Annotated in this window: 25 protein-coding genes; 24 read left to right on the top strand and 1 reads right to left on the bottom strand. The window is 37.5% G+C overall.

The window, feature by feature from the left end:
- Positions 1-31: 31 nt before the first annotated feature.
- Positions 32-322 (bottom strand): transition state genes transcriptional regulator AbrB, encoded by a 291-nt coding sequence (locus ACH6EI_RS26490; RefSeq protein ID WP_170836841.1) that lies wholly within the window; start codon positions 320-322, stop codon positions 32-34.
- Positions 323-888: 566 nt separating this feature from the next.
- Between ACH6EI_RS26490 and metG the strand changes: the two genes are divergently transcribed.
- The 24 genes from metG (at position 889) to ACH6EI_RS26370 (ending at position 23,710) form a co-directional block, all read left to right on the top strand.
- Positions 889-2,871 carry a methionine--tRNA ligase gene (gene metG / locus ACH6EI_RS26485; protein WP_028412634.1) on the top strand — a complete coding sequence of 661 codons (1,983 nt, stop codon included), beginning with the start codon at positions 889-891 and terminating at the stop codon, positions 2,869-2,871.
- A gap of 71 nt (positions 2,872-2,942) precedes the next feature.
- Positions 2,943-3,713 (top strand): TatD family hydrolase, encoded by a 771-nt coding sequence (locus tag ACH6EI_RS26480; protein ID WP_028412635.1) that lies wholly within the window; start codon positions 2,943-2,945, stop codon positions 3,711-3,713.
- A 223-nt stretch (positions 3,714-3,936) separates the two neighbouring features.
- Positions 3,937-4,500: a ribonuclease M5 gene (rnmV, locus tag ACH6EI_RS26475; protein WP_028412636.1), complete on the top strand. Its 564-nt coding sequence runs from the start codon at positions 3,937-3,939 to the stop codon at positions 4,498-4,500.
- Entirely contained in the window at positions 4,494-5,372 is an 879-nt protein-coding gene (rsmA, locus tag ACH6EI_RS26470) for a 16S rRNA (adenine(1518)-N(6)/adenine(1519)-N(6))-dimethyltransferase RsmA (RefSeq protein ID WP_028412637.1), read from the top strand. The genes rnmV and rsmA overlap by 7 nt, the downstream gene beginning before the upstream one ends.
- Before the next feature lie 77 nt (positions 5,373-5,449).
- Entirely contained in the window at positions 5,450-6,322 is an 873-nt protein-coding gene (gene yabG, locus ACH6EI_RS26465; RefSeq protein ID WP_028412638.1) for a sporulation peptidase YabG, read from the top strand.
- Positions 6,323-6,595: 273 nt separating this feature from the next.
- Positions 6,596-6,829, top strand: coding sequence for a biofilm formation stimulator Veg (gene veg, locus ACH6EI_RS26460; RefSeq protein WP_013054859.1), 234 nt, complete (start codon positions 6,596-6,598; stop codon positions 6,827-6,829).
- A gap of 194 nt (positions 6,830-7,023) precedes the next feature.
- The gene (locus ACH6EI_RS26455) at positions 7,024-7,194 is read left to right on the top strand and encodes a small, acid-soluble spore protein, alpha/beta type (protein ID WP_016762700.1); all 171 of its coding nucleotides are present in this window, start codon (positions 7,024-7,026) and stop codon (positions 7,192-7,194) included.
- A gap of 193 nt (positions 7,195-7,387) precedes the next feature.
- The gene (gene ispE / locus ACH6EI_RS26450) at positions 7,388-8,257 is read left to right on the top strand and encodes a 4-(cytidine 5'-diphospho)-2-C-methyl-D-erythritol kinase (RefSeq protein ID WP_013054861.1); all 870 of its coding nucleotides are present in this window, start codon (positions 7,388-7,390) and stop codon (positions 8,255-8,257) included.
- A 56-nt stretch (positions 8,258-8,313) separates the two neighbouring features.
- Complete coding sequence (gene purR, locus ACH6EI_RS26445) at positions 8,314-9,135, top strand: pur operon repressor (protein WP_013054862.1); 822 nt, start codon at positions 8,314-8,316, stop codon at positions 9,133-9,135.
- 21 nt (positions 9,136-9,156) lie between these two features.
- Positions 9,157-9,534: a RidA family protein gene (locus ACH6EI_RS26440; protein ID WP_013054863.1), complete on the top strand. Its 378-nt coding sequence runs from the start codon at positions 9,157-9,159 to the stop codon at positions 9,532-9,534.
- A gap of 155 nt (positions 9,535-9,689) precedes the next feature.
- Entirely contained in the window at positions 9,690-9,980 is a 291-nt protein-coding gene (gene spoVG / locus ACH6EI_RS26435) for a septation regulator SpoVG (RefSeq protein WP_013054864.1), read from the top strand.
- Between the two features lie 194 nt (positions 9,981-10,174).
- The gene (gene glmU / locus ACH6EI_RS26430; RefSeq protein ID WP_028412639.1) at positions 10,175-11,554 is read left to right on the top strand and encodes a bifunctional UDP-N-acetylglucosamine diphosphorylase/glucosamine-1-phosphate N-acetyltransferase GlmU; all 1,380 of its coding nucleotides are present in this window, start codon (positions 10,175-10,177) and stop codon (positions 11,552-11,554) included.
- Positions 11,555-11,572: 18 nt separating this feature from the next.
- Entirely contained in the window at positions 11,573-12,526 is a 954-nt protein-coding gene (locus ACH6EI_RS26425) for a ribose-phosphate diphosphokinase (protein WP_014462059.1), read from the top strand.
- 186 nt (positions 12,527-12,712) lie between these two features.
- Positions 12,713-13,342 carry a 50S ribosomal protein L25/general stress protein Ctc gene (locus tag ACH6EI_RS26420; RefSeq protein ID WP_099330563.1) on the top strand — a complete coding sequence of 210 codons (630 nt, stop codon included), beginning with the start codon at positions 12,713-12,715 and terminating at the stop codon, positions 13,340-13,342.
- Between the two features lie 139 nt (positions 13,343-13,481).
- Complete coding sequence (pth, locus tag ACH6EI_RS26415; protein ID WP_028412641.1) at positions 13,482-14,039, top strand: aminoacyl-tRNA hydrolase; 558 nt, start codon at positions 13,482-13,484, stop codon at positions 14,037-14,039.
- 59 nt (positions 14,040-14,098) lie between these two features.
- Positions 14,099-14,329 (top strand): anti-sigma-F factor Fin, encoded by a 231-nt coding sequence (gene fin / locus ACH6EI_RS26410; protein ID WP_013054869.1) that lies wholly within the window; start codon positions 14,099-14,101, stop codon positions 14,327-14,329.
- Between the two features lie 69 nt (positions 14,330-14,398).
- Complete coding sequence (mfd, locus tag ACH6EI_RS26405) at positions 14,399-17,929, top strand: transcription-repair coupling factor (RefSeq protein WP_028412642.1); 3,531 nt, start codon at positions 14,399-14,401, stop codon at positions 17,927-17,929.
- A 249-nt stretch (positions 17,930-18,178) separates the two neighbouring features.
- A complete protein-coding gene (gene spoVT, locus ACH6EI_RS26400; protein WP_028412643.1) occupies positions 18,179-18,715 on the top strand; it encodes a stage V sporulation protein T in 537 nt (178 codons plus the stop codon).
- Between the two features lie 229 nt (positions 18,716-18,944).
- Positions 18,945-20,549, top strand: coding sequence for a putative polysaccharide biosynthesis protein (locus ACH6EI_RS26395; protein ID WP_028412644.1), 1,605 nt, complete (start codon positions 18,945-18,947; stop codon positions 20,547-20,549).
- 12 nt (positions 20,550-20,561) lie between these two features.
- Positions 20,562-22,022 (top strand): bifunctional methyltransferase/pyrophosphohydrolase YabN, encoded by a 1,461-nt coding sequence (gene yabN, locus ACH6EI_RS26390; protein WP_028412645.1) that lies wholly within the window; start codon positions 20,562-20,564, stop codon positions 22,020-22,022.
- A gap of 20 nt (positions 22,023-22,042) precedes the next feature.
- Positions 22,043-22,309 carry an RNA-binding S4 domain-containing protein gene (locus tag ACH6EI_RS26385; RefSeq protein WP_013054875.1) on the top strand — a complete coding sequence of 89 codons (267 nt, stop codon included), beginning with the start codon at positions 22,043-22,045 and terminating at the stop codon, positions 22,307-22,309.
- Positions 22,310-22,408: 99 nt separating this feature from the next.
- Positions 22,409-22,714 carry a sporulation protein YabP gene (gene yabP / locus ACH6EI_RS26380; RefSeq protein WP_013054876.1) on the top strand — a complete coding sequence of 102 codons (306 nt, stop codon included), beginning with the start codon at positions 22,409-22,411 and terminating at the stop codon, positions 22,712-22,714.
- The gene (gene yabQ / locus ACH6EI_RS26375; protein WP_028412646.1) at positions 22,711-23,334 is read left to right on the top strand and encodes a spore cortex biosynthesis protein YabQ; all 624 of its coding nucleotides are present in this window, start codon (positions 22,711-22,713) and stop codon (positions 23,332-23,334) included. The genes yabP and yabQ overlap by 4 nt, the downstream gene beginning before the upstream one ends.
- 4 nt (positions 23,335-23,338) lie before the next feature.
- A complete protein-coding gene (locus tag ACH6EI_RS26370; RefSeq protein WP_013054878.1) occupies positions 23,339-23,710 on the top strand; it encodes an FtsB family cell division protein in 372 nt (123 codons plus the stop codon).
- Positions 23,711-23,797: the final 87 nt, after the last annotated feature.

Here is a 23,797-nt window from a genome sequence, read left to right as displayed (position 1 = left end):
AAAAGCTGTCTATCATAGACAGCTTTTCGTTTTATTTAGAAGCTTGTAAAGAATCTTGAAGTTCTTTCATGATTTGTTCTGCACCTTCACGGCTTAGAATTAATTTGCCGCTAGCAAGTTGAATGTTATCATCAGATACTTCACCTGTTACTTGGCAAGTCATGTTTGGTTTATATTTTTTTAAGATGATGCGCTCTTCATCTACATAGATTTCTAGAGCATCTTTCTCTGCAATTCCTAATGTACGACGTAATTCAATTGGAATTACTACGCGTCCTAATTCATCAACTTTACGAACAATACCTGTAGATTTCATGTTAATCGTTCTCCTCTCAATGATCATTTTTCTATGTTATTACTTTCGTCATTATTCGACAATTTCAACGTACTTTCATAATACCAGCGTTTCCAAAACTAGTCAATCATTTTATATGTAAAAAAATGTAGCTGGGAAAAAATTTTTTCCCCGACTCGTTTAGAAGCTAATTGTGACCGTCAGTCAAGGAATGACAAGGGGTTTCATTGGAAAAAAGATTAATCGCCTAAATAGCTTGATATTAACTATTTTGAAGATAGGGTAAATATAATTCGACATAAAACGACAAAATTAGACCTATTTGTCGTTTTTATCAAAGTGACTTTTTGAATGGGGGTATATTTTTTATAAAAATAGGGCGAAGCTGATACAATTAACAGGATTATTTTTTGGGAAAATAACGATTATTTAAAAATGAAGTGAATCCGTCATATTCCCGTGTATATAGGAAGAGAATGTTTTGAAATTATCATGTAAAATAGTATGATAGATAGTAGAATAAGAAGACAGGGTTTATATGATTACATCCATATAAATCAAAATGTTGAAATGGAATGTTGGAGGTTATGAACATGGCAGATGGAAATAATACATTTTACATTACTACGCCGATTTATTATCCGAGTGGTAAATTACATATAGGGCACGCATACACGACGGTAGCGGGAGATGCAATGGCTCGTTATAAACGTTTGAGAGGGTTTGACGTACGTTATTTAACAGGTACGGATGAACATGGTCAAAAAATTCAGCGAAAAGCAGAAGAGAAAAACGTGACACCTCAGCAATACGTAGATGATATTGTCTCTGGAATCAAAGAGCTGTGGGATAAGATGGATATTTCGTATGACGATTTTATCCGTACAACAGAACCAAGACATAAAGAAATCGTGGAAAAGATTTTCGCGCGCCTTTTAGAACAGGGTGATATTTATCTTGATGAGTATGAAGGTTGGTATTCAGTTCCCGATGAGACGTACTATACAGAGCATCAACTAGTAGATCCAATCGTTGAAAATGGAAAAGTTGTAGGTGGGAAAAGCCCGGATAGCGGACACCCTGTAGAGCTCGTTCGAGAAGAGTCCTATTTCTTTAAAATGGGGAAATACGTAGATCGTTTACTAGCTTTTTATGAAGAGAACCCTTCATTTATTCAACCGGAGTCTCGTAAAAACGAAATGATCAATAATTTTATTAAGCCGGGTCTTGAAGACTTAGCTGTTTCTCGTACGACGTTTGATTGGGGGGTAAAAGTTCCAGGTAACCCAAAACACGTTATTTACGTATGGATTGATGCGCTTTCTAACTATATCACCTCTCTTGGGTATGATACTGAAAATGATGAAAACTATCGAAAATACTGGCCGGCTAACGTACATTTAGTAGGAAAAGAAATCGTACGTTTCCATACCATTTATTGGCCAATCATGTTGATGGCACTTGATTTGCCACTTCCTAAGAAAGTATTTGCTCACGGCTGGTTATTAATGAAAGATGGAAAGATGTCGAAGTCAAAAGGGAATGTAGTAGACCCAGTGACATTGATTGACCGCTATGGGTTAGATGCCCTTCGTTACTACTTGCTTCGTGAAGTTCCATTCGGTTCAGACGGTGTATTCACACCAGAAGCGTTTGTTGAACGTATTAACTTTGACTTAGCAAATGACCTTGGCAACCTAGTTAACCGTACAGTGGCGATGATTAATAAGTATTTTGATGGTGTTATTCCGACTTATGAAGGAAATGTAACCGAGTTTGATGCACTTATCGTACAAGCTCAAAAAGATACAGTGAATAAATATGAAGAAGCGATGGAGGATATGGAGTTTTCAGTGGCTCTTGCTTCTATCTGGCAATATGTAAGCCGCACGAATAAATACATTGATGAAACGCAGCCTTGGGCGTTAGCAAAAGATGAGAATAAGCGTGCAGAACTTGCTTCCGTTATGACACATCTAGCTGAATCAATTCGTCACATTGCGGTATTACTACAGCCGTTCTTAACACGTACACCTGAGAAAATTTTTGCTCAGATCGGTGTAAAAGAAGATGTGTTAAAAACGTGGGAAAGCACGACGCGCTTTAATATGCTTAAAGAAGGCACAAAAGTAGAAAAAGGTGAGCCAATGTTCCCTCGTCTAGATCGAGAAGAAGAGGTAGCGTTTATTAAAGAGCAGATGCAAGGAAGTGCTCCGAAGGAAGAAAAACCTGTTGTGAAGGAAGAGCCTTCTGAAGAGATTACGATTGATGATTTCATGAAAGTAGAGCTTCGTGTAGCGCAAGTTACGCAAGTAGAACCAGTTAAGAAGGCAGATAAACTATTAAAGCTGCAGCTTGATCTTGGCTATGAAAAACGCCAAGTTGTATCAGGTATTGCCAAGTTTTATAAGCCTGAAGAATTAGTAGGTCGCAAAGTAATTTGTGTAACCAACTTAAAACCTGTAAAATTGCGCGGCGAACTATCACAAGGAATGATTTTAGCCGGTGAAGATGAGAATGGTCTTTCACTAGCAAGCGTAGATCAAAACTTAGCAAACGGCACGAAGATAAAATAAGTATAGTTAAAAGGGGTGTTTCACGTGTAACATGCGAGGACCCCCTTTTATTCATGGAAAGGATCGATTAGATGTTATTTGATACACATGTTCATTTAAACGCAGAACAGTATGAAGACGATTTGCAAGAAGTAATTAATCGCGCGTTAGAAAAAGGTGTTCAAAACATGGTGGTTGTTGGATTTGATGAACCTACCATTAAAAAAGCTATTCAAATAGCTGAAACGTACGACTTTATCTATGCTAGTGTAGGCTGGCATCCAGTAGATGCAATTGATATGACGGATGAGCATTTAGCTTGGATTGAAGAGTTAGCTCAGCATCCGAAAGTTGTGGCTTTAGGAGAGATGGGATTAGACTATCATTGGGATAAATCACCTAAAGAGGTTCAAAAGGACGTATTTCGCCGTCAAATTCGCTTAGCGCGCAAAGTGAATTTACCTATCATTATTCATAATCGTGATGCCACCGAAGACGTGGTAACCATTTTAAAAGAAGAGCACGTAGAGGAAGTAGGCGGGATTATGCATTGCTTCACGGGCAGTATTGAAGTAGCGAAGCAGTGTATGGATATGAATATGTATATTTCTTTTGGTGGACCTGTTACTTTTAAAAATGCAAAAAAACCAAAAGAAGTTGCTGCAGAACTTCCTTTAGATAAACTATTAATTGAAACAGACTGTCCTTATCTAACTCCTCATCCATTCCGCGGCAAGCGCAATGAACCTGGTTATGTGTCATACGTAGCGGAGCAAATTGCAGAGTTAAAAGGCATAACGTATGAAGAGTTGGCTGATATTACAACAGCTAACGCTAAAAAGCTATTTGGCATTAATGATTAAAACTTTTTCTCATATAACAATCATTTTCGTGTTAAAGTAAAGATAGGCGCAGAGGAGAATGTTATCCTCTGCCTTTTTCAGTTAAAATAACAGATAGATGCTTTTTAATTTAGTTGATAATAAGATAAAACGTTGATTTCATAGAAGAAAAATGATGTGAGTAACGAGCATTTCATTTTTACTGAAAAGCAAATGAACAAAACTGAATGTTTTGGAGGAAGAAATGAAGATTAAAGAAATTATTGTAGTAGAAGGTCGGGACGATACCGTAGCGATTAAACGTGCAGTGGATGCGGATACTATCGAGACAAATGGATCAGCTGTAAATGAAGAAACCATTGAAAAAGTAAAATTAGCTCAAAAAACAAGAGGCGTAATTATTTTTACAGATCCAGATTATCCAGGACAGCGAATTCGAAATATTGTTTCAGAACGTGTTCCAGGATGTAAACATGCATTTTTAGATAAAGAAGAGGCTCGCCCTAAAAACGGCAAAGGTATTGGAGTTGAACATGCTTCTATTGCGTCTATTCAAAAAGCACTAAAAGATGTAAAGCAAGAGTGGGTAGAAGCAGATATGGAGATTTCTCAAGAGGATTTAATCGTAGCTCGTTTGGTAGGAGATAGTAAAGCCAAGTCTCGACGTGAAAGAATAGGAAAGTTATTAAAAATAGGCTATGCCAATGGAAAGCAGCTTCATAAACGATTACAGATGTTCCAAATTTCAAAAGAGGAGTTTATCAAAGCTGTTGAGCAGATAAATAAGGAGGAAAAGGAATCGTGTTAAAAGATATTGCAACGCCTAATCGAACCAAGGAAATTTTAAAGAAATACGGTTTTACATTTAAAAAGAGTTTGGGACAAAATTTTTTAATTGATACGAACATTTTACATCGCATTGTTGATCATGCAGAAATAACAGAAGAAACGGGAGCAATTGAAATTGGACCCGGTATCGGAGCGTTAACTGAACAGCTAGCAAAGCGCGCAAAAAAAGTACTGGCATTTGAAATCGACCAGCGTCTGCTTCCGATTTTAGCCGACACTCTTTCTCCTTACCCAAATGCAAAAGTTATTCATCAAGATGTGTTAAAAGCGGATTTAAAAGAGACGCTCGAACAAGAATTCGAAAACATAGAAGATTTAATGGTCGTTGCGAATTTACCGTATTACGTGACGACACCCATTTTGATGAAATTATTAGAAGAGCAAATTCCGGTACGGGGAATCGTTGTTATGCTTCAAAAAGAAGTTGCCGACCGTATAGCAGCTAAACCGGGAACAAAGGAGTACGGTTCACTTTCTATTGCGATTCAATACTATACAGAGGCTGAGACGGTTATGATTGTGCCTAAAACAGTATTTAATCCGCAGCCTAATGTAGATTCAGCTGTTATTCGGCTGCTGAGAAGACCGAAGCCAGCGGTAGAAGTACAAGATGAAGCATTCTTCTTCCAAGTTGTACGAGCAAGTTTTGGACAGCGCCGAAAAACTATTTTAAACAATCTAGTGAACAACTTGCCAAATGGGAAACAGAAAAAAGCGGACATTGAGCAAGCACTTGCAACTGCTGAAATTGATCCGAAAAGAAGAGGCGAAACGCTGTCTATTCAAGAATTCGGAGCGTTAAGTGACCAACTTTTAAAATCATTTCGCTAAATCATCACATTTTTATCATGAAGTCATAGGCTATGAAGAGAATTTATTTTTGAAGTAGCAAAGACGGAGTGAAGCATATGAACATCAAAATTGGTGATATAGTTACACGACCTTCTTATCAAAGAGATTTGCTTTTTCGTGTTATAGCTATTAATGACAGCGAAGCGGGGAAATATGCGACTTTAATAGGAGAAGACGTTCGGTTGATTGCCGACGCTCCTTGTACAGATTTAGAGGTTGTGGATGCTAAAGAACAGGATCAAAGAAAAAAACAAGAAGAAGAACTTTTAGAAAGATCCTTGGAGCTTATTCAACAGGATTATCGGCTCGTTCGAGAGAAAACTGAATATAGCATGACTAATGGATACAGCCATTCACATCGCTTGTTTCAAATTCCTGGAAAGGTCCTGCACGTAGACGGAGACCCTAATTATTTACGTAAATGTTTATTAGTTTACGAAAAAATTGGTGTTCCTGTTTATGGTGTTCATTGCGTAGAGTCAGAGATGCCGGAGAAAGTTGGAAAGTTAATTGAGGATGTAAGGCCTGATATTCTGGTGCTGACAGGGCATGATGCTTATTCCAAAGGAAAAGGAAATAAGGATGATCTTCTTGCTTATAGACATTCCAAGCACTATATTCGAACAGTCCAAGAAGCAAGAAAAAGAGTTGGTAATTTAGATCAGCTGGTGATTTTTGCAGGTGCCTGTCAATCGCATTTTGAATTATTGATTCAAGCTGGAGCAAACTTTGCTAGTTCACCTTCGCGTGTAAATATTCATGCGCTTGACCCCGTGTATGTAGTAGCAAAACTAAGTTTTACTCCTTTCACGGATCGTATTAATGTATGGGACGTCTTACGTAATACATTAACGGGTGCTAAAGGTTTAGGAGGAGTAGAAACAAAAGGGCTGCTTCGCACGGGCATGCCTTATGAAAGCGATGAGTAGAAATAAAAACAACTGGTTACAGCATGTACACGCATGATGTGCAACCAGTTGTTTTTTCGTATGAAGCCAAAGTATACGCTGAATTTCACAAAATCATTTTCAATATTTGCTAAAGATATACATATTTCGTTAAAAAACGAGCATACTAACAGCGAAATGTAGATTCATGTTGAAAATTATTTATTGACACAATTAGAGATAGATTGTTATAATTTTATGTTTTTGACTATTTTTCTAACATGTGTTACACTATACATAGTGAGGTGGACCAATATGGCGAAAACTTTGTCTGATATTAAGCAAGCGCTGGATTTGCACCTAGGCCAACGATTAACTTTAAAAGCAAACGGTGGTCGTAGAAAAACAGTAGAACGTTCAGGTGTATTAACAGAAACGTACCCATCTGTTTTTATCGTTGAATTAGATCAAGAGGAAAACTCTTTGGAGCGCGTTTCGTATAGTTACGCAGATGTGTTAACGGAAACAGTGCAACTAAAATTTTTCTAAGAATGACATAGGCAATATAGCAAGTGGTGATGAGCAGTGGACATTGGTTTACTGCTTTTTTATTGGTCTTTTTTTCAAATTATATATACATTATTTTTTATACATACTATACATATCGTCCTCGCATTTTCATGTATAAAGAGCGAGGAGATTCAGGTTGAAATTTCATTTTATACGTAAAGGAGCCATGTACAATGTCAAGGCGTAGAGGGATTATGTCATCGAAGCTGAAAGAAGAACTGGCTAAAGAACTTGGTTTTTACGATACTGTACAAGCAGAAGGTTGGGGCGCTATTCGGGCAAAAGACGCAGGCAATATGGTGAAGCGAGCAGTGGAGCTTGCACAGCAGCAGCTAAGGCAATAGTGAAAATCAATGCTTATGCGATTATTTAAAGTGAAATGAGGAAAACCGAAGTGTATAACCGCTTCGGTTTTTTTGTCCCAAAATGAAAGATAAAACAGAGGATTAAACAAAGATGTTTAAATGAACAGCTATATCTTGTTCATTTTATGATAAAATAGCGTTAAACTCGATAAGATGAAGTAGGTGAAGTAAGTTGAAATTAATGGTGAAAGCACCGGCTAAAATAAATTTGTCACTTGATGTGTTACATAAACGCCCAGATGGTTACCATGAAGTTAAGATGATTATGACAACAATTGATTTAGCGGACAGAATTGAACTTTCTGATCGTGAAGATGGACGAATTGTTATTTATTCTCATAATCGCTTTGTTCCAGATGACCAGCGAAATCTTGCTTATCAGGCAGCGCAGATTTTGAAGCGACGTTATAACATTTCAAAAGGTGTAAATATATTAATTGATAAACATATTCCAGTAGCTGCTGGATTAGCTGGAGGCAGCAGTGACGCGGCTGCTACATTACGCGGTTTAAATACGTTATGGGAATTAGGGTTATCATTAGACACACTTGCAGAAATAGGGGCTGAGATTGGCTCTGACGTATCTTTTTGCGTGTACGGAGGGACAGCTCTTGCTACAGGGCGCGGAGAGATTGTAGAGCATATTGAGGCACCTCCAAGCTGCTGGGTGATTTTGGCTAAGCCTGAAATAGGTGTTTCTACAGCAGATGTATATCGAAACTTAAAAATTGAGGAAATGGATCATCCTAAAGTAGATGAGATGGTTCACGCCATACAATCAGGAAATTATGATCAAATGTGTAGCCTTGTCGGAAATGTATTGGAAGCAGTAACGCTGAAAATGCATCCGGAAGTAGCTCTCATTAAAGAACAAATAAAGCGTTTTGGCGCCGATGCTGTACTCATGAGCGGCAGTGGGCCAACTGTATTTGGACTTGTACAGCATGATTCACGTATGCATCGCATTTATAATGGATTACGTGGCTTTTGTGATAAAGTTTATGCAGTTAGGTTACTAGGTGAACGAATAACGCTTGAATAAATCCGTATGTTAATGTTATATTTACATTACAATATTCGGATTTTCAGGAGGATGTTATGAAGTTTCGACGTAGTGGACGATTAATTGATATGACCAACTATTTCATTCAAAACCCTCAGCGCCTTATCCCTCTTACGTATTTTGCAGATAAATATGATTCCGCAAAATCATCTATTAGCGAAGATATGGCGATTATTAAACAAACTTTTGAACAGCAGGGTATCGGAACTTTGGTTACGCTACCAGGGGCTGCCGGCGGAGTTAAATTCATTCCAAAGATGACGAATGAAGAAGCCGGTCAGCTTGTTCAAGAATTATGTGGGTTGATTGAAAAACCTGAGCGTTTATTGCCAGGTGGATATTTATATTTAACTGATATTTTAGGGAACCCCCGCGTTGTGAATAAAATCGGTCGCTTGTATGCATCGCTTTTTGCTAACCGCAAAATCGATGTGGTGATGACTGTAGCAACAAAAGGTATTCCTATTGCGTATGCGGTTGCTCAGTATTTAGACGTGCCCGTTGTTATTGTGCGCAGAGACAGTAAAGTAACTGAAGGATCGACCGTTAGTATTAACTACGTGTCAGGTTCATCTAAGCGCATTCAAACGATGCTGTTAGCTAAGAGAAGTTTAGCGGTGGGGTCAAATGTACTCATCATTGATGACTTCATGAAAGCCGGCGGTACGGTAAATGGAATGGTTAGTTTGCTTGAAGAGTTTGATGCAACTGTTGCTGGTATTGGAGTTTTAGTAGAATCAGAAGATATTGAAGAACGTTTAGTGGATGAGTATGTGTCTCTTGTACAATTAACAGATGTAAATATTAAAGATAAACAAATTCGTGTACAGGAAGGCAATTACTTAAAATATATTTGATCAAGTAAGGGAGAGGAACATATGTTACAGGTTCAAACAAAAAATGCACCGCAAGCTATTGGTCCATATTCACAGGGAATTGTTGTGAATAACTTGTTTTACAGTTCAGGTCAAATTCCACTTCGTCCAGATGGTACGTTGGTCGAAGGCGATGTTCAAGTACAAGCTACTCAAGTATTTGAAAATCTAAAAGCAGTTCTTGAAGAAGCAGGAGCTTCTCTAAATACAGTTGTAAAGGCAACCGTGTTCATTAAAGATATGAACGACTTCGCAGCATTAAATGAAGTCTATGGTGACTACTTCGGCGACCATAAGCCGGCACGTTCATGTGTAGAAGTAGCGAGACTACCTAAAGATGTACTTGTTGAAATTGAAGTTATTGCGCTTGTTAAAGGGTAATTAAATTAACAAATTTCTAACAAAAAGCAAGTAACTTCCAATTGTTCACTTTTTTTGCGAAAATTTTCTAAAAATTTTTTCTGAATAGCAGGAAAACACAAAATTCTGTGGAATTAAGTATGTAAAGCTTCGCATAGAAAAAGGTGGTGAACAAGATGGAAGTAACTGACGTAAGATTACGCCGCGTGAACACTGAAGGACGTATGAGAGCGATTGCTTCAATCACATTAGATGGTGAATTTGTTGTTCATGATATTCGTGTGATTGATGGTAATAATGGCTTATTTGTAGCCATGCCAAGTAAACGTACACCGGATGGTGAGTTCCGTGATATTGCACATCCAATCAATTCAAATACTCGCGGAAAGATTCAAGATGCTGTTTTAGCAGAATATCATCGTTTAGGTGAGGTAGAAGTTGAATTCGAAGAAGCGGGTGCTTCGTAAACATATGATACATTAAGAGTCTACTGAAAAGTAGGCTCTTTTCTTTTTGATTACCGCTTATATAATTTCACACCTTTGTAAAACTTTAGCATTACCAAAAAATAAAATTCATGACTTATAAATGATTCCTTGAAATGCTGTCATTTTTGATATAATATTCTTAATGGATAAAAAGGTAAAATTGGAGGCCTGTTATGTCAAAAAGATATGCAGTCATATTGGCAGCTGGTCAGGGTACACGTATGAAGTCATCTTTATATAAAGTGTTACACCCTGTGTGTGGCAAACCGATGGTGCAACACGTAATTGATCAGTTATCACGCTTAGATTTAACAAATTTAATTACAGTTGTAGGTCACGGTGCCGAAAAAGTGAAATCACATGTTGGAGATAAAAGCTTATTTGCTTTACAAGAAGAGCAGTTAGGAACAGCTCATGCAGTAATGCAAGCAGAATCTTTACTTGCACATGAAAAAGGTACGACAATTGTTGTATGTGGAGATACTCCGCTTATTACAGCTGAAACAATTGAATCTTTATTAAAGCATCATGAAGCAACAAATGCAATGGCAACTATTTTAACGGCTCATGCAGAAGATCCAACAGGATATGGACGCATCATTCGAAATGAACAAGGCTCTGTTGAAAAGATTGTTGAGCATAAAGATGCCACAGAACAAGAGCGTCTTGTACAGGAAATTAATACTGGTACGTACTGTTTTGATAATGAGAAATTATTTGAGACACTTTCAAAAGTTTCAAATGATAATGTACAGGGAGAGTACTATTTACCTGATGTTATCGAAATTCTAAAAAATGAAGGTCAAATTATTTCTGCATATCAAACATCCGATTTTGCTGAAACATTGGGCGTTAATGATCGATTTGCTCTGTCTCAAGCAGAAGAAACAATGAAAAAGCGTATCAACAAGCAGCATATGTTAAATGGAGTGACGATTGTGGATCCTTCTAACACGTACATTTCAGCAGATGCTGTCATTGGCAGAGATACGGTTATTTATCCTGGTACGGTTATTCAAGGAACAGTTGTAATTGGAGAGAACTGTGAAGTAGGACCTAACAGTGAAATTAAAGACTGCAAAATAGGTAATAATACTTCTATTCGCCATTCTGTTGCTCACGATAGTGAAATTGGTCACGAAGTCACAATTGGCCCATTTGCACATATTCGTCCTCAATCATTAATTGGAGATGAAGTGCGCGTAGGAAACTTTGTAGAAATTAAAAAAGCATCTTTTGGCAAAGGTAGCAAAGCTTCTCATTTAAGTTATATTGGAGACGCAGAGGTCGGAAAAGGTGTAAACTTAGGGTGCGGATCTATTACAGTTAACTACGATGGGAAAAATAAATTTTTAACAAAGATTGAAGATGGGGCATTCGTAGGATGTAACTCAAACTTAATTGCACCTGTAACAATTGGTGAAGGCGCCTATGTTGCAGCTGGTTCAACCGTAACGGATAATGTGCCAGGAAAAGCATTATCAATTGCTCGTGCGAAACAAGTAAATAAAGAAAACTATGCTGAAAAGCTTGATATTAATAAAAAATCCTGACGGAGGTTTCACAATAAAATGTCAAATGTATATGCTGATGAAAATTTAAAGTTATTTACGCTAAATTCAAACAAGGCTTTAGCTGAAGAGATCGCAAAAGTAATTGGTGTGGAATTAGGTAAATGTTCGGTTGATCGTTTCAGTGACGGTGAAATTCAAATTAACATTGAAGAAAGTATCCGTGGTTGTGATGTATTTATCATTCAATCAACAAGTGCTCCAGTTAACGAACACTTAATGGAATTATTAATTATGATTGATGCATTAAAACGTGCATCAGCTAAAACAATTAACATCGTTATGCCTTACTATGGCTATGCTCGTCAGGATCGTAAAGCTCGTGCACGTGAACCAATCACTGCCAAATTAGCAGCAAATATCATTGAAAAAGCGGGAGCTACTCGTATTATCACATTAGATTTACATGCTCCTCAAATTCAAGGTTTCTTCGATATTCCAATTGACCATTTAGTAGGTGTTCCAATTTTAGGTGAATACTTCAAGAGTAAAAACCTTGATGACGTTGTTGTTGTATCTCCGGACCACGGTGGCGTAACGCGTGCTCGCCGTTTAGCGGAACGTCTAAAAGCGCCGATCGCTATCATTGACAAACGTCGCCCACGTCCAAACGTAGCAGAAGTTATGAACATTGTTGGACAAGTGGAAGGGAAAACAGCAATCTTGATTGATGACATGATTGATACAGCTGGTACAATTACAATTGGTGCAAGTGCATTAATTGAAGCAGGTGCAAAAGAAGTATATGCTTGTTGTACACACCCAGTTCTTTCAGGCCCTGCGATTGAGCGTATTCAAAATTCTACAATCAAAGAGCTAGCTGTAACAAACTCTATTGCTTTAACAGAAGATAAGAAAATTGGTAAAGTAACAGAACTTTCGGTAGCTCCGTTAATTGGTGAAGCGATTATTCGTGTTCACGAAGAGCAATCAGTTAGTACGTTATTTGATTGATAAACAGAACCTCTTTCCATTTGGAAAGAGGTTTTTTTGAAAAAAATTAAATGGGCTAATCCTTGGTTTTAAAGGGATTTGGACGGGATGAGCAAAGATATATTGCTGATTGAAACGAGTTTTATGTTTAGCAGCCTTCTAAAAAGGGTACATTTTAAGTAGAAAACATACTGGAAGGTGAATAAAATGAGTGTTTCAATTCAAGCAAATAAAAGAACGGATTTCAAAAATTCTACAAATAGAAAAATTCGCGACGAAGGAAACTTCCCAGCGGTTGTTTACGGAAATAAAACAGAATCCACGCCTATTTACTTAAACAGTGCTGATTTTATTAAGACTATTCGTGAAGCAGGACGCAATGGAGTGTTAACATTACAAGTGGACAAGCAAAAATATTCCGTAATGTTACATGATATTCAAACCGATCCATTAAAAAACGAAATTGTCCACGCCGATTTCCAAGTGGTCGACATGAAGAAAGAAATTGATACTGAAGTTTCTTTATCTCTAGTAGGAGAAGCAAAAGGAACAAAAGAAGGCGGCGTATTACAGCAGTCTCTATATGAAATTTCATTAAAAGGCTTGCCGCAAGATATCCCATCATCTATTGATGTAGATGTATCAGATTTGGGAATTAACGATACAATTACAGTAGGGGATATTAAGGTAGATAAAAAGCTAGAAATTACGCATGATGCAGAAGATACAGTTGCTTCTGTACTACCTCCTCAACAGGAAGAAGAGCCGGATAGCGGCGAAGTTCAGGATGCTGAAGGCGACGTTGAAGCAACAAAAGAAAAAGATAGCGAAGAATAATATAAAAAGACGTAACCAAAAGGTTACGTCTTTTTGTGTGAATTGATTATAATAAAAGTGATACTATATAGTAATGTAAAACATTAAAGACATTTACCTATTATGTACAACTTACATAGAGTGGAAAGGAGTATCTATTTTGAAATTAATCGTTGGTTTAGGGAATCCTGGAAAAGAATATGACCGTACTCGTCATAACATAGGATTTATGGCAATTGATAAAATTGCCGAACAGTTTATGATTTCATTAGATAAAACAAAGTTTAACGGAATATATGGAACAGGTATAATAAGAGGAGAAAAAGTCATATTATTAAAGCCTCTAACATATATGAATTTATCAGGAGAAAGTATTCGCCCGTTAATGGACTATTTTGATATAGACGTCGAAGACTTGCTTGTTATTTACGATGACTTAGATTTACCGTGCGGAAAAGTAAGATTGCGTACAAAAGGAAGTCCAGGCGGCCATAACGGAATAAAATCAATTATTCAGCATTTAAAAACCCAAGAGTTTAACCGAATTCGTATTGGGATTGATCGTCCGAAAAACGGTATGAAAGTAGTTGACTATGTACTAGGGCGCTTTACAGAAGATGAAATGGTTCATATGGAAGAAGCGATGAAAACGTCTGTGCACGCGAGTGAAGACTTTTTAGGTCAAACGTTCTTAGAAGTAATGAATCGCTATAATTAAGCAGAATAAAATTTCTCTCAATCGTCCATACTAACACTAAAAGATTTGGGAGGATTTGTATGTCTATTCATTATTTCTGTAGACATTGTGGCGCAAAAGTCGGTATGATAGAAAAGACAGCTCACAATACAGAAGCACTCGGTTTTAATCACCTGACCGCAGATGAACGAAAAGACTTTATTCACTACCATAATAGTGGAGACATCGTGGTTAAAATTATTTGTGAAGACTGTCAAGAAGCGCTAGAACGAAATCCAGACTATCATCAGTACGAAACATTTATACAATAAAAAGCTTTGGTCTCAAACCAAAGCGTTTTTCTGTTTAGTTTAGACATATCATGGGAGGAGGGAATTCCTTTGCGAGGGATTAGACAGCAATTTGAAGAAAATAAAGAAATTGGAGCTGTTGTCAGCAGTTTAGAAGAAGGTTTGAAAGAACAGTTAGTAACGGGAATTTCCGGTTCAGCTCGATCTGTATTAATGGCACTCTTAAATGAGGATAAAAAATACCCCTTATTAGTAGTGACTCATAATTTATATCAAGCCCAAAAAGTGTATGAAGACCTTTTGCACCTTTTACCGGAAAAAGACGTTTTCTTATACCCTGTTAACGATTTAGTTGCTACAGAAGTGGGGATTGCAAGTCCAGAATTAAAGGCTCAGCGAATTGAAGTACTCAATTATTGGAGTCAACATACAGGTGGAGTAGTTGTAACGCCGCTTGCAGGGATTCGAAAGCTGCTACCTCCTAAAGCAAGATGGGAGCAAACGCAGCTGCCGTTTCAAATGGGAATTGACATCGACGTTGATCATTATTTGAAAAGGTTAGTTGAGTTGGGCTATGAGCGGGCATCGATGGTTTCAGCTCCGGGTGAGTTTAGTGTGCGCGGAGGAATAATTGACATCTATCCGTTAACAGAAGAGTTACCTGTCCGAATTGAACTATTTGATACAGAGATTGATTCCATTCGTACTTTTACAATTGAGGATCAACGCTCTCAAGAGCAGTTAAAAGAAATTTCAATCGGCCCTGCTACGGAAATCATTGTGAGCCAAAATGAAGTGGCCCAAGGAATTGAAGAACTAGAAGCACAGCTGGCTTCGACGCTGCAGCAAGTGAAAAACGCAGCGCTAAAAGCTACCTTAACAGAAAATATTAAAGGTGAAATCGAACAGCTGCGTCAAGGTCAACTTCTTGAAAATATGTTCAAGTATTTATCATTCTTTTACGAATCGCCTGCTAGTTTACTAGATTATTTACCAGAAGGTGGCCTTGTCATCTTTGATGAAACAACTCGAATTCAAGAGACGTCTGATCAGCTTGAAACAGAGGAAGCTGAATGGATAACAGAATTATTAGGACAGGGGCAAATTGTTCGAGATGTTCAATTATCTCATAAGCTCCCATCTCTTATTCAGCGAGCAAAACATCAGTTTTTATACTTATCGTTATTTTTGAAGCACGTATCGTATACGAGTCCGCAAAATATTATTAATATTTCATGTAAGCAGATGCAGCAGTTTTACGGCCAAATGAACTTATTAAAAAGTGAAATTGAACGTTGGAAAAATGCTAATTATACGGTAGTCCTCTTAGGAGCAGATAAAGAGCGCGTGAAAAAACTCGAAGGGGTGCTAGCAGATTATGATATTGATTCATCTATTTTAGATGGAAATGGTCAGCTTGTGCCAGGTCTTGTTCAAATTATTGAAGGCGATTTACAAATGGGCTTTGAACTGCCGATGCAAAAATTAGCAGTTTTAACCGAGGAAGAATTGTTTAAAAAACGGATCAAGAAATCAAAGCGTCGTCAAAAGCTTTCCAATGCAGAGCGTATTAAAAGCTATTCAGAGTTAAACGTAGGTGACTATGTCGTTCACGTGAACCACGGTATTGGCCGTTATTTAGGAATGGAAACGTTAGAGATTAACGGTAATCATAAAGATTATATCCATATCAAATATGAAGGCTCTGACAAGCTGTACGTTCCTGTTGAACAGATTGATCAAGTACAAAAATATGTAGGCTCTGAAGGGAAAGAGCCGAAAGTATATAAACTTGGCGGAAATGACTGGAAGAAAGTGAAACGAAAAGTTGAGTCTTCTGTTCAAGACATCGCTGATGACTTAATTAAACTGTATGCAGAGCGCGAAGCAAGTAAAGGTTATGCATTTTCCCCGGATGGCGATTTACAGAGAGAATTTGAAACAGCTTTCCCTTATCAAGAAACCGAAGATCAGCTTCGTTCTGTACAAGAAATTAAAAAGGATATGGAACATGAAAGACCAATGGATCGTCTGCTTTGTGGAGACGTTGGATACGGAAAAACAGAAGTAGCCATTCGTGCTGCGTTTAAAGCTGTGACAGATGGAAAACAAGTGGCTATTTTAGTACCAACCACTATTTTAGCTCAGCAGCATTATGAAACCATCCGTGAGCGTTTTCAAGACTACCCAATTAATATTGGGCTATTGAGTCGCTTTCGCAGCCGTAAACAGCAGCAGGAAACAATTAAAGGGCTAAAAAACGGGACCGTAGATGTAGTGATTGGTACACATCGTTTACTATCTAAAGATGTGATTTATAAGGATTTAGGGTTGTTAGTTATCGATGAAGAGCAACGTTTTGGTGTAACGCACAAGGAAAAAATCAAGCAAATGAAAGCAAACGTTGATGTCCTTACACTTACAGCAACACCTATTCCACGAACATTACATATGTCTATGTTGGGTGTAAGGGATTTGTCTGTTATTGAAACGCCGCCTGAAAATCGTTTTCCGGTTCAAACATATGTAGTGGAGTATAATCCAGTTCTAGTTCGTGAAGCGATTGAGCGTGAGTTAGCGCGTGATGGCCAAGTTTACTTTTTATATAATCGCGTAGAAGATATTGAACGAAAAGCAGAAGAAATTTCGATGCTCGTGCCTGATGCTAGGGTAACGTATGCCCACGGAAAAATGAATGAAACAGAACTCGAAGCGGTTATTTTAAGCTTTTTAGAAGGCGAATATGACGTGATTGTGAGTACAACTATTATCGAAACAGGAGTAGATATTCCAAATGTAAATACGCTCATTGTTAACAATGCTGATAAGATGGGATTATCACAACTGTATCAATTAAGAGGACGCGTAGGTCGTTCAAATCGCGTGGCATATGCGTACTTTACGTATCATAAAGACAAAGTACTGACAGAAGTAGCTGAAAAGCGTCTGCAAGCTATTAAGGAATTTACTGAATTAGGTTCTGGTTTTAAAATTGCTATGCGTGATCTTTCAATACGTGGCGCCGGAAACCTACTGGGTGCTCAGCAGCATGGATTTATCGATTCTGTCGGTTTCGATCTCTATTCACAAATGCTTAAAGAAGCGATAGAGGAAAGACGCGGGTCTGACGGAGAAAGTGTGAAATTTAATGTGGAAATGAATCTGGACTTAGACGCGTATATCCCTGATCAGTACATTACAGACGGCCGCTTGAAAATTGAGATGTATAAGCGCTTTAGAGGAATTGAAGCACTAGAGGATATTCAAGAATTGCAAGATGAAATGATTGATCGTTTTGGGGAGTATCCGGCTGAGGTTGAGTATTTGTTTAAAGTAGCTGAAACAAAAGTATATGCAACGCAGAACCTAGTAGAATCTATTCTTCAGTCAAAACAAGAAATTTCTATTCTGCTTTCTGAAGAAGCGAGCTCAACGATAGACGGCCAAAAATTATTCATGCTAGGTGATCAATTTGGCAGAATGGTCAGCTTAGGTATGGAAGGCAAGAAAGTAAAATTAGTGGTTAACGTAAAAGGACTTGCTCAAAAAGAATGGCTCAATATTGTGTATCAGTTAGTAAAAGGAGTAGCCACTGTTAAAAAAGAACAAGTTACGAATTAAAAAGAAGGCTCATTTTTGAGCCTTCTTTTTATATAGCCGAAATAAAAATGTCCAAATCCCCATGTTTTGGCGGTTTTTTGGACATTTTTTTAATAAAAGCACACTTTTTAACAAAAAAAGAGATGGTTGGTGAATAGAAGTTGTAGAGTGAAGAATACTAACCTCAACAAAGGTGAACCTTTTATCATATAGCCATCAGTGATATTCACCAACTATTTTAATCATCATATGAAAGAGAGGCTTCAATGAATGAAAGCAACAGGTATTGTTCGTCGTATTGATGATTTGGGTCGCGTTGTGATTCCAAAAGAAATTAGAAGAACACTTCGCATCCGAGAGGGAGACCCGCTAGAGATTTTCGTCGATCGCGATGGAGAAGTTATTTTAAAGAAATATTCGCCAATTAGTGAATTAGGAGATTTTGCAAAAGAGTATGGCGAAGCGCTATACGATAGCTTAGGTCATCCTGTACTTATTTGTGACCGCGATGTATTTATTGCGGTAGCAGGAAGCTCTAAAAAAGAATACTTAAATAAAAACATTAGTTCTTTAGTAGAATCTGTTATGGAAAGCCGCAGTTCTTCTTTAGTAACTGATGGGAAAAACCTTGAATTTGTCGATGGATACGAAGAAAATATTTCTTCTTACACAATCGGTCCGATTATTGCAAATGGAGATCCGATTGGAGCTGTTGTCATCTTCTCAAAAGAGAAGTCTCTTGGTGAAGTAGAGCATAAAGCAGCCGAAACGGCAGCTAGCTTCTTATCTCGTCAAATGGAGCAGTAAGCGTAATTATCTTTATTTTACATTATTTACTGAAAAGGTAGCAGTTTCTGCTACCTTTTTTCATGCTGTCTTACCTTAGAAATAAAGAGAACATGATATAATGGTACGGTATTTTATTTATTGGAAAGTGCAGGATGTTTTATAAGAACAAAGCGCTATTCTTCTACAGTTAGCGGCTCATAAAAAGCGTTGTTCACATAATTACAAGCTGCAGGTGAAAGGTGTAGGAATGCAGAAACAATCAAAGCTCTATTCTATTTTTAACGGCGCGATTATTTTAACGCTCGCAGGTTTATTTACGAAAATCTTAAGTGCTACTTACCGTATTCCATATCACCATATTGCGGGAGATATAGGGTTTTATATCTATCAGCAAGTTTATCCGCTATATGGAATTGCGCTACAGCTAGGTACATACGGTTTCCCTGTAATTATTTCAAAGTTAGTAGCCGATTATGTGGCAACAAATCGGAGAAAGGAAATCCGAGGAATACTTCAAGTTTCATTTGCTTTTTTGTTTGTAGTAGGCTGCATAATGTTTTCCCTCCAATATATCTTTGCAGAAACGATTGCCGAGTGGATGGGAGATCGTCAGTTAACGCTTCTCATTCAAATTATTTCATTTTCGTTTTTACTTATTCCGTTTATTGCTGTCATTCGTGGTTATTATCAAGGATTATATAATATGTTTCCTACTGCGTTGTCTCAAATCGCAGAACAAATTGTTCGAGTAGGGACTATTTTGTGCCTATCTATTTTCTTTATCCACCATGGGTATGGTCCTTATACTGCAGGAGCAGGAGCTATTTTTGGTTCCATAACAGGCGGTATAACATCTCTTATTATTTTATGTTTATTTGTTTTTAGAACAAAGACAAATTCTAAGGGAGTATTTCAACGCATAAAAAAAGCAGACATCAAAAAAGTAGTGAAAATCCTTATTATTCAAGGTTTATTAATTTGTATCAGCGCTATGGGTCTGCTGTTTATTCAGCTTATTGATTCCTTTACATTATATTCCGGTCTGACGGCGCATGGCATGGCTGAACAGGCAGCAAAAGTTTCAAAAGGTATTTATGACCGTGGACTTCCGTTGATTCAATTAGGTACAGTAGTAGGTACAGCTTTTTCACTTTCACTTGTACCCGTTATTTCTTCAGCCATTGCGAAAAAGAACTTGTCATTTGTGCTTGAAAAAGTTCAGCTGTCTCTCCGACTATCGCTTGTAGTCGGAGTTGGAGCAGCCTTTGGCTTGATTGCGCTGATGAAACCCATTAATATGCTTTTATATAGTAACTCCGACGGAACGGACGTTTTACAAATTTTGAGCTTGTTAGTTATATTTACAACCGTAGCAGCAACTGCTGGAGCTGTGCTTCAGGGGATGGGAGCTGTTTTCGCACCTGTAATAGCCGTCATCGCTGGCATGACGGTTAAACTGATATTGAATCTTTGGCTAATACCAGATTTTCAAACCATAGGAGCAGCCATTGCTTCCTCAGCTGGATTCGCTATTGTTGCAGCAATCAATCTATTTTGTCTGTATAAAAAGCTAGCTGTATCGCTCGTTCCGAAAAAGGCGAGTGGAGGTATTTTTATAACGGGCATAGCAATGGTCATTCTTTTACAAAGCTATTTATTTTGTTTACATCACTTTGTATGGTCTAATGGTTTAGATACAAGCAAACAAGTGGTTGAAACAGGATCTGGTGTTTTAATAGGCGGTTTGTTTTATTTGTTTATCATTATGAAACAACATATTTTTACCGAAGAGGAATTACGTTTACTTCCAATGGGAAGTGTTTTAGCTAAATACGTATTAAAAAATAAATAAGAAGGTGAAGCAATGACAGGTAAAGTAACAGTTATTGGTTTAGGAGCAGGCGATTTAGAGCAGCTACCCGTAGGCATCTATCGCTTGCTGCAGCAGGAAAAGCATATTTATATGCGCACAAAAGAACATCCTGTAATCAAAGAATTAGAAAGTGAAGGCTTGACGTACGTATCCTATGATGACGTATACGAATCTTATGATGGATTTGAAGAGGTATATGAACATATATCAAATGATTTAATCGATAAAGCTTCAGTAGAAGAAGTGGTGTATGCCGTTCCCGGGCATCCTTTAGTGGCAGAACGTACGGTTCAATTACTTTTACAAAAAGGAAAAGAACGCAGCATTCCTGTTGAAATTAAAGGGGGACAAAGCTTCTTAGATCCAATTTTTGGCGCACTAAAGATCGATCCTATTGAAGGATTTCAGCTGCTAGACGGAACAGACTTAAAGCGAAGCGAAATAGAGTTAACGGGTCATGTTCTAATTGCTCAAGTGTACGATCAGTTCGTTGCTTCAGAGGTAAAACTAACGCTGATGGAACACGTTCCTGATGATTACCTCGTTTACATTGTAACGGCAGCGGGAAGCAGTGAAGAAAAAATCCAGCCGGTCAAGCTGTATGAATTAGATAGAGAAATGTCGCTCAATAACTTAACGACTATTTATGTCCCTCCAGTAGCGGACGAAACGGTTTTATACCATCAATTTGACTCATTCAGAAGGATTATTGCCACGCTCAGAGGGCCAAACGGATGTCCTTGGGATCAAAAACAAACGCATGAATCGCTCAAGCGCTATTTGCTAGAAGAGTCTTATGAGTTATTAGATGCAATTGACCGTCAAGATGACGATAATATGATTGAAGAGCTCGGTGATGTATTGCTGCAGGTATTGCTTCATGCACAAATCGGTGAAGATGAAGGAATGTTTTCAATTGATGACGTCATTCGCAGTGTTTCAGAGAAAATGGTAAGACGCCATCCGCATGTATTTGGGGAAGTGAGCGTGAATGATGCAGATGAGGTCTTAAAAAATTGGGATGAAATCAAAAAAGAAGAAAAAGGAGAGGAGCCTTCTTCTCTGTTAGCTTCTGTACCTGGGGCTATGCCTTCTTTAATGAAAGCGCACGGATACCAAAAACAAGCTGCAAAAGTTGGTTTCGATTGGTCAGAAGTTGAACCTATGTGGGAAAAAGTACAGGAAGAACTTGCTGAATTCCAAGATGAAGTACAGCATGCTGATAAAGAAAAAATGAGCGATGAATTTGGAGATATTTTATTTGCTTTAGTGAATATTGCAAGATTTTATAAAATCGACTCTGAAGCTGCATTAGCTAAAACGAATACAAAATTTTTAAATCGATTTCAATATATTGAAGAAAAAGTGAGAGCTTCTGAAAAACCATTTGAATCTTTTTCGTTAAAAGAGTTAGATGAATTTTGGGAAGAAGCCAAAAAAACAGGTTTGTAAAACAGAAAGGTGAGGGAATTATGAGGTTAGATAAATTTTTAAAAGTATCACGTTTAATTAAGCGCCGTACATTGGCAAAAGAAGTATCAGACAAGGGCCGTATTACGATTAATGGTATCGTTGCAAAAGCAAGCACAAATGTGAAAGTAGGAGATGAATTAGCCATCACATTTGGCACGAAGAAAATTACCGTTAAAATAGAGGCTCTTCAAGAAGCAGCTAAAAAAGAAGAAGCAGCTAATTTGTACTCAATTGTCAAAGAAGAGCGTATTTCATCTGAAGTATAACTGATGAAGGCTTGTTCTAAATCACCTTTCTCATTCATATGTTTTAAACAACAGATAACAAGAGCGAATGCTCTTAATGAATGAGGTGGGGATGAAGATATGAGCCAATTTTATGAAACAAGCAATTCAAACAAAGACCATACTCCAAATCATGATTTAGTGATGAAGGGTCGGCGTCTCTTAGATATCACGGGTGTGAAGCAGGTAGAGAGCTTTGACAATGAGGAATTTTTACTTGAAACAGTGATGGGTTTCTTGTCAGTTAGAGGGCAAAATCTGCAAATGAAAAATTTAGACGTTGATCAAGGAATTGTATCGATAAAAGGAAAAATCTTTGATATAGTTTACTTAGATGAGAACCAATCGGAGAAGGCTAAAGGATTCTTTAGTAAGTTGTTTCGATGAGTTTAAACATTCAGCTCTATACAATGCTTGCGATGGTATCGATGGGAAGCGGTTTAGGTGCTTCTCTCGATACTTATCGTTACTTTGTTAATCGCTCTAAATCACGCCCATGGTTCGTATTTGTAAATGACGTATTGTTTTGGATGGTGCAAGCTCTTCTCATTTTTTATGTGTTGTTTTTAGTGAATGAAGGAGAACTGCGTTTGTATGCGTTTCTTGCTTTGTTTTGCGGCTTTGCCGCGTATCAAAGCTTATTTCAATCACTGTATTTAAAAGTATTAACATTTACTGTCTCGAGCGTATTAAGTTTATATCGAGGTGTTTTAACGCTTAGTAATATTTTTTTGGTCAAGCCTATCCGCTTCTTTATTCATATTCTACTTGTAGTCGCTTTAGGGATCTACCGAGCTGTTCATAAACTGCTCGTATTCTGTCTAAAGCTTATTTACTTACCGACTAGGTGGGTTCTTTTCGTATTTTGGAGAATGATGCCTAAACCTGTAAAACGATTTTTACATATGGGTTTTCGGTATATAGAAGGAATTTACAATCGTGCAAAGAATATGATAATGAGAGTCGTTGCATGGGTGAACACTTTAAAAAACAAGGGGGACGACTAATTCAATGAGTGCGGTACGAAAAAAAAAGGTCGCGAAGTTAAATACTGATTATAGCCATAAACAAGAACAAATTAAACAAAATACAGATCGAAAGCGTATCGGTTTAATTAGGCGTTTGACTGTTTTCGGAGTGTTGGCCTTAATCATTGGTGGATTGATGGTATCAGCTTTAATTACGCAAACCTCAGCTATTGAGAACAAAAAAGCTGAGAAGGTGAAATTAGAACAGCAGCTGACAAAATTACAAAGCAAGCAAAAACAGTTAAAAGGTGAAATCGTCAAGTTAAATGACGATGATTATATTAAAAAGATTGCCCGCAGAGATTATTTTTTATCAGAAGACGGGGAAATTATCTTTAATGTAAAAAAAGACTAAACGTATGGTTCGTTGACAGTGTATTTTTGCTTTTTGTATAATATAATAAATTGATTTCTTTTATCATTTAAGGAGGAGCATTTTTTT

The sequence above is a fragment of the Priestia sp. JSM ZJ58 genome (assembly GCF_044383985.1).
Taxonomy (GTDB): Bacteria; Bacillota; Bacilli; order Bacillales; family Bacillaceae_H; genus Priestia; species Priestia zanthoxyli.
This window is presented reverse-complemented; position numbering and strand designations above follow the sequence as displayed.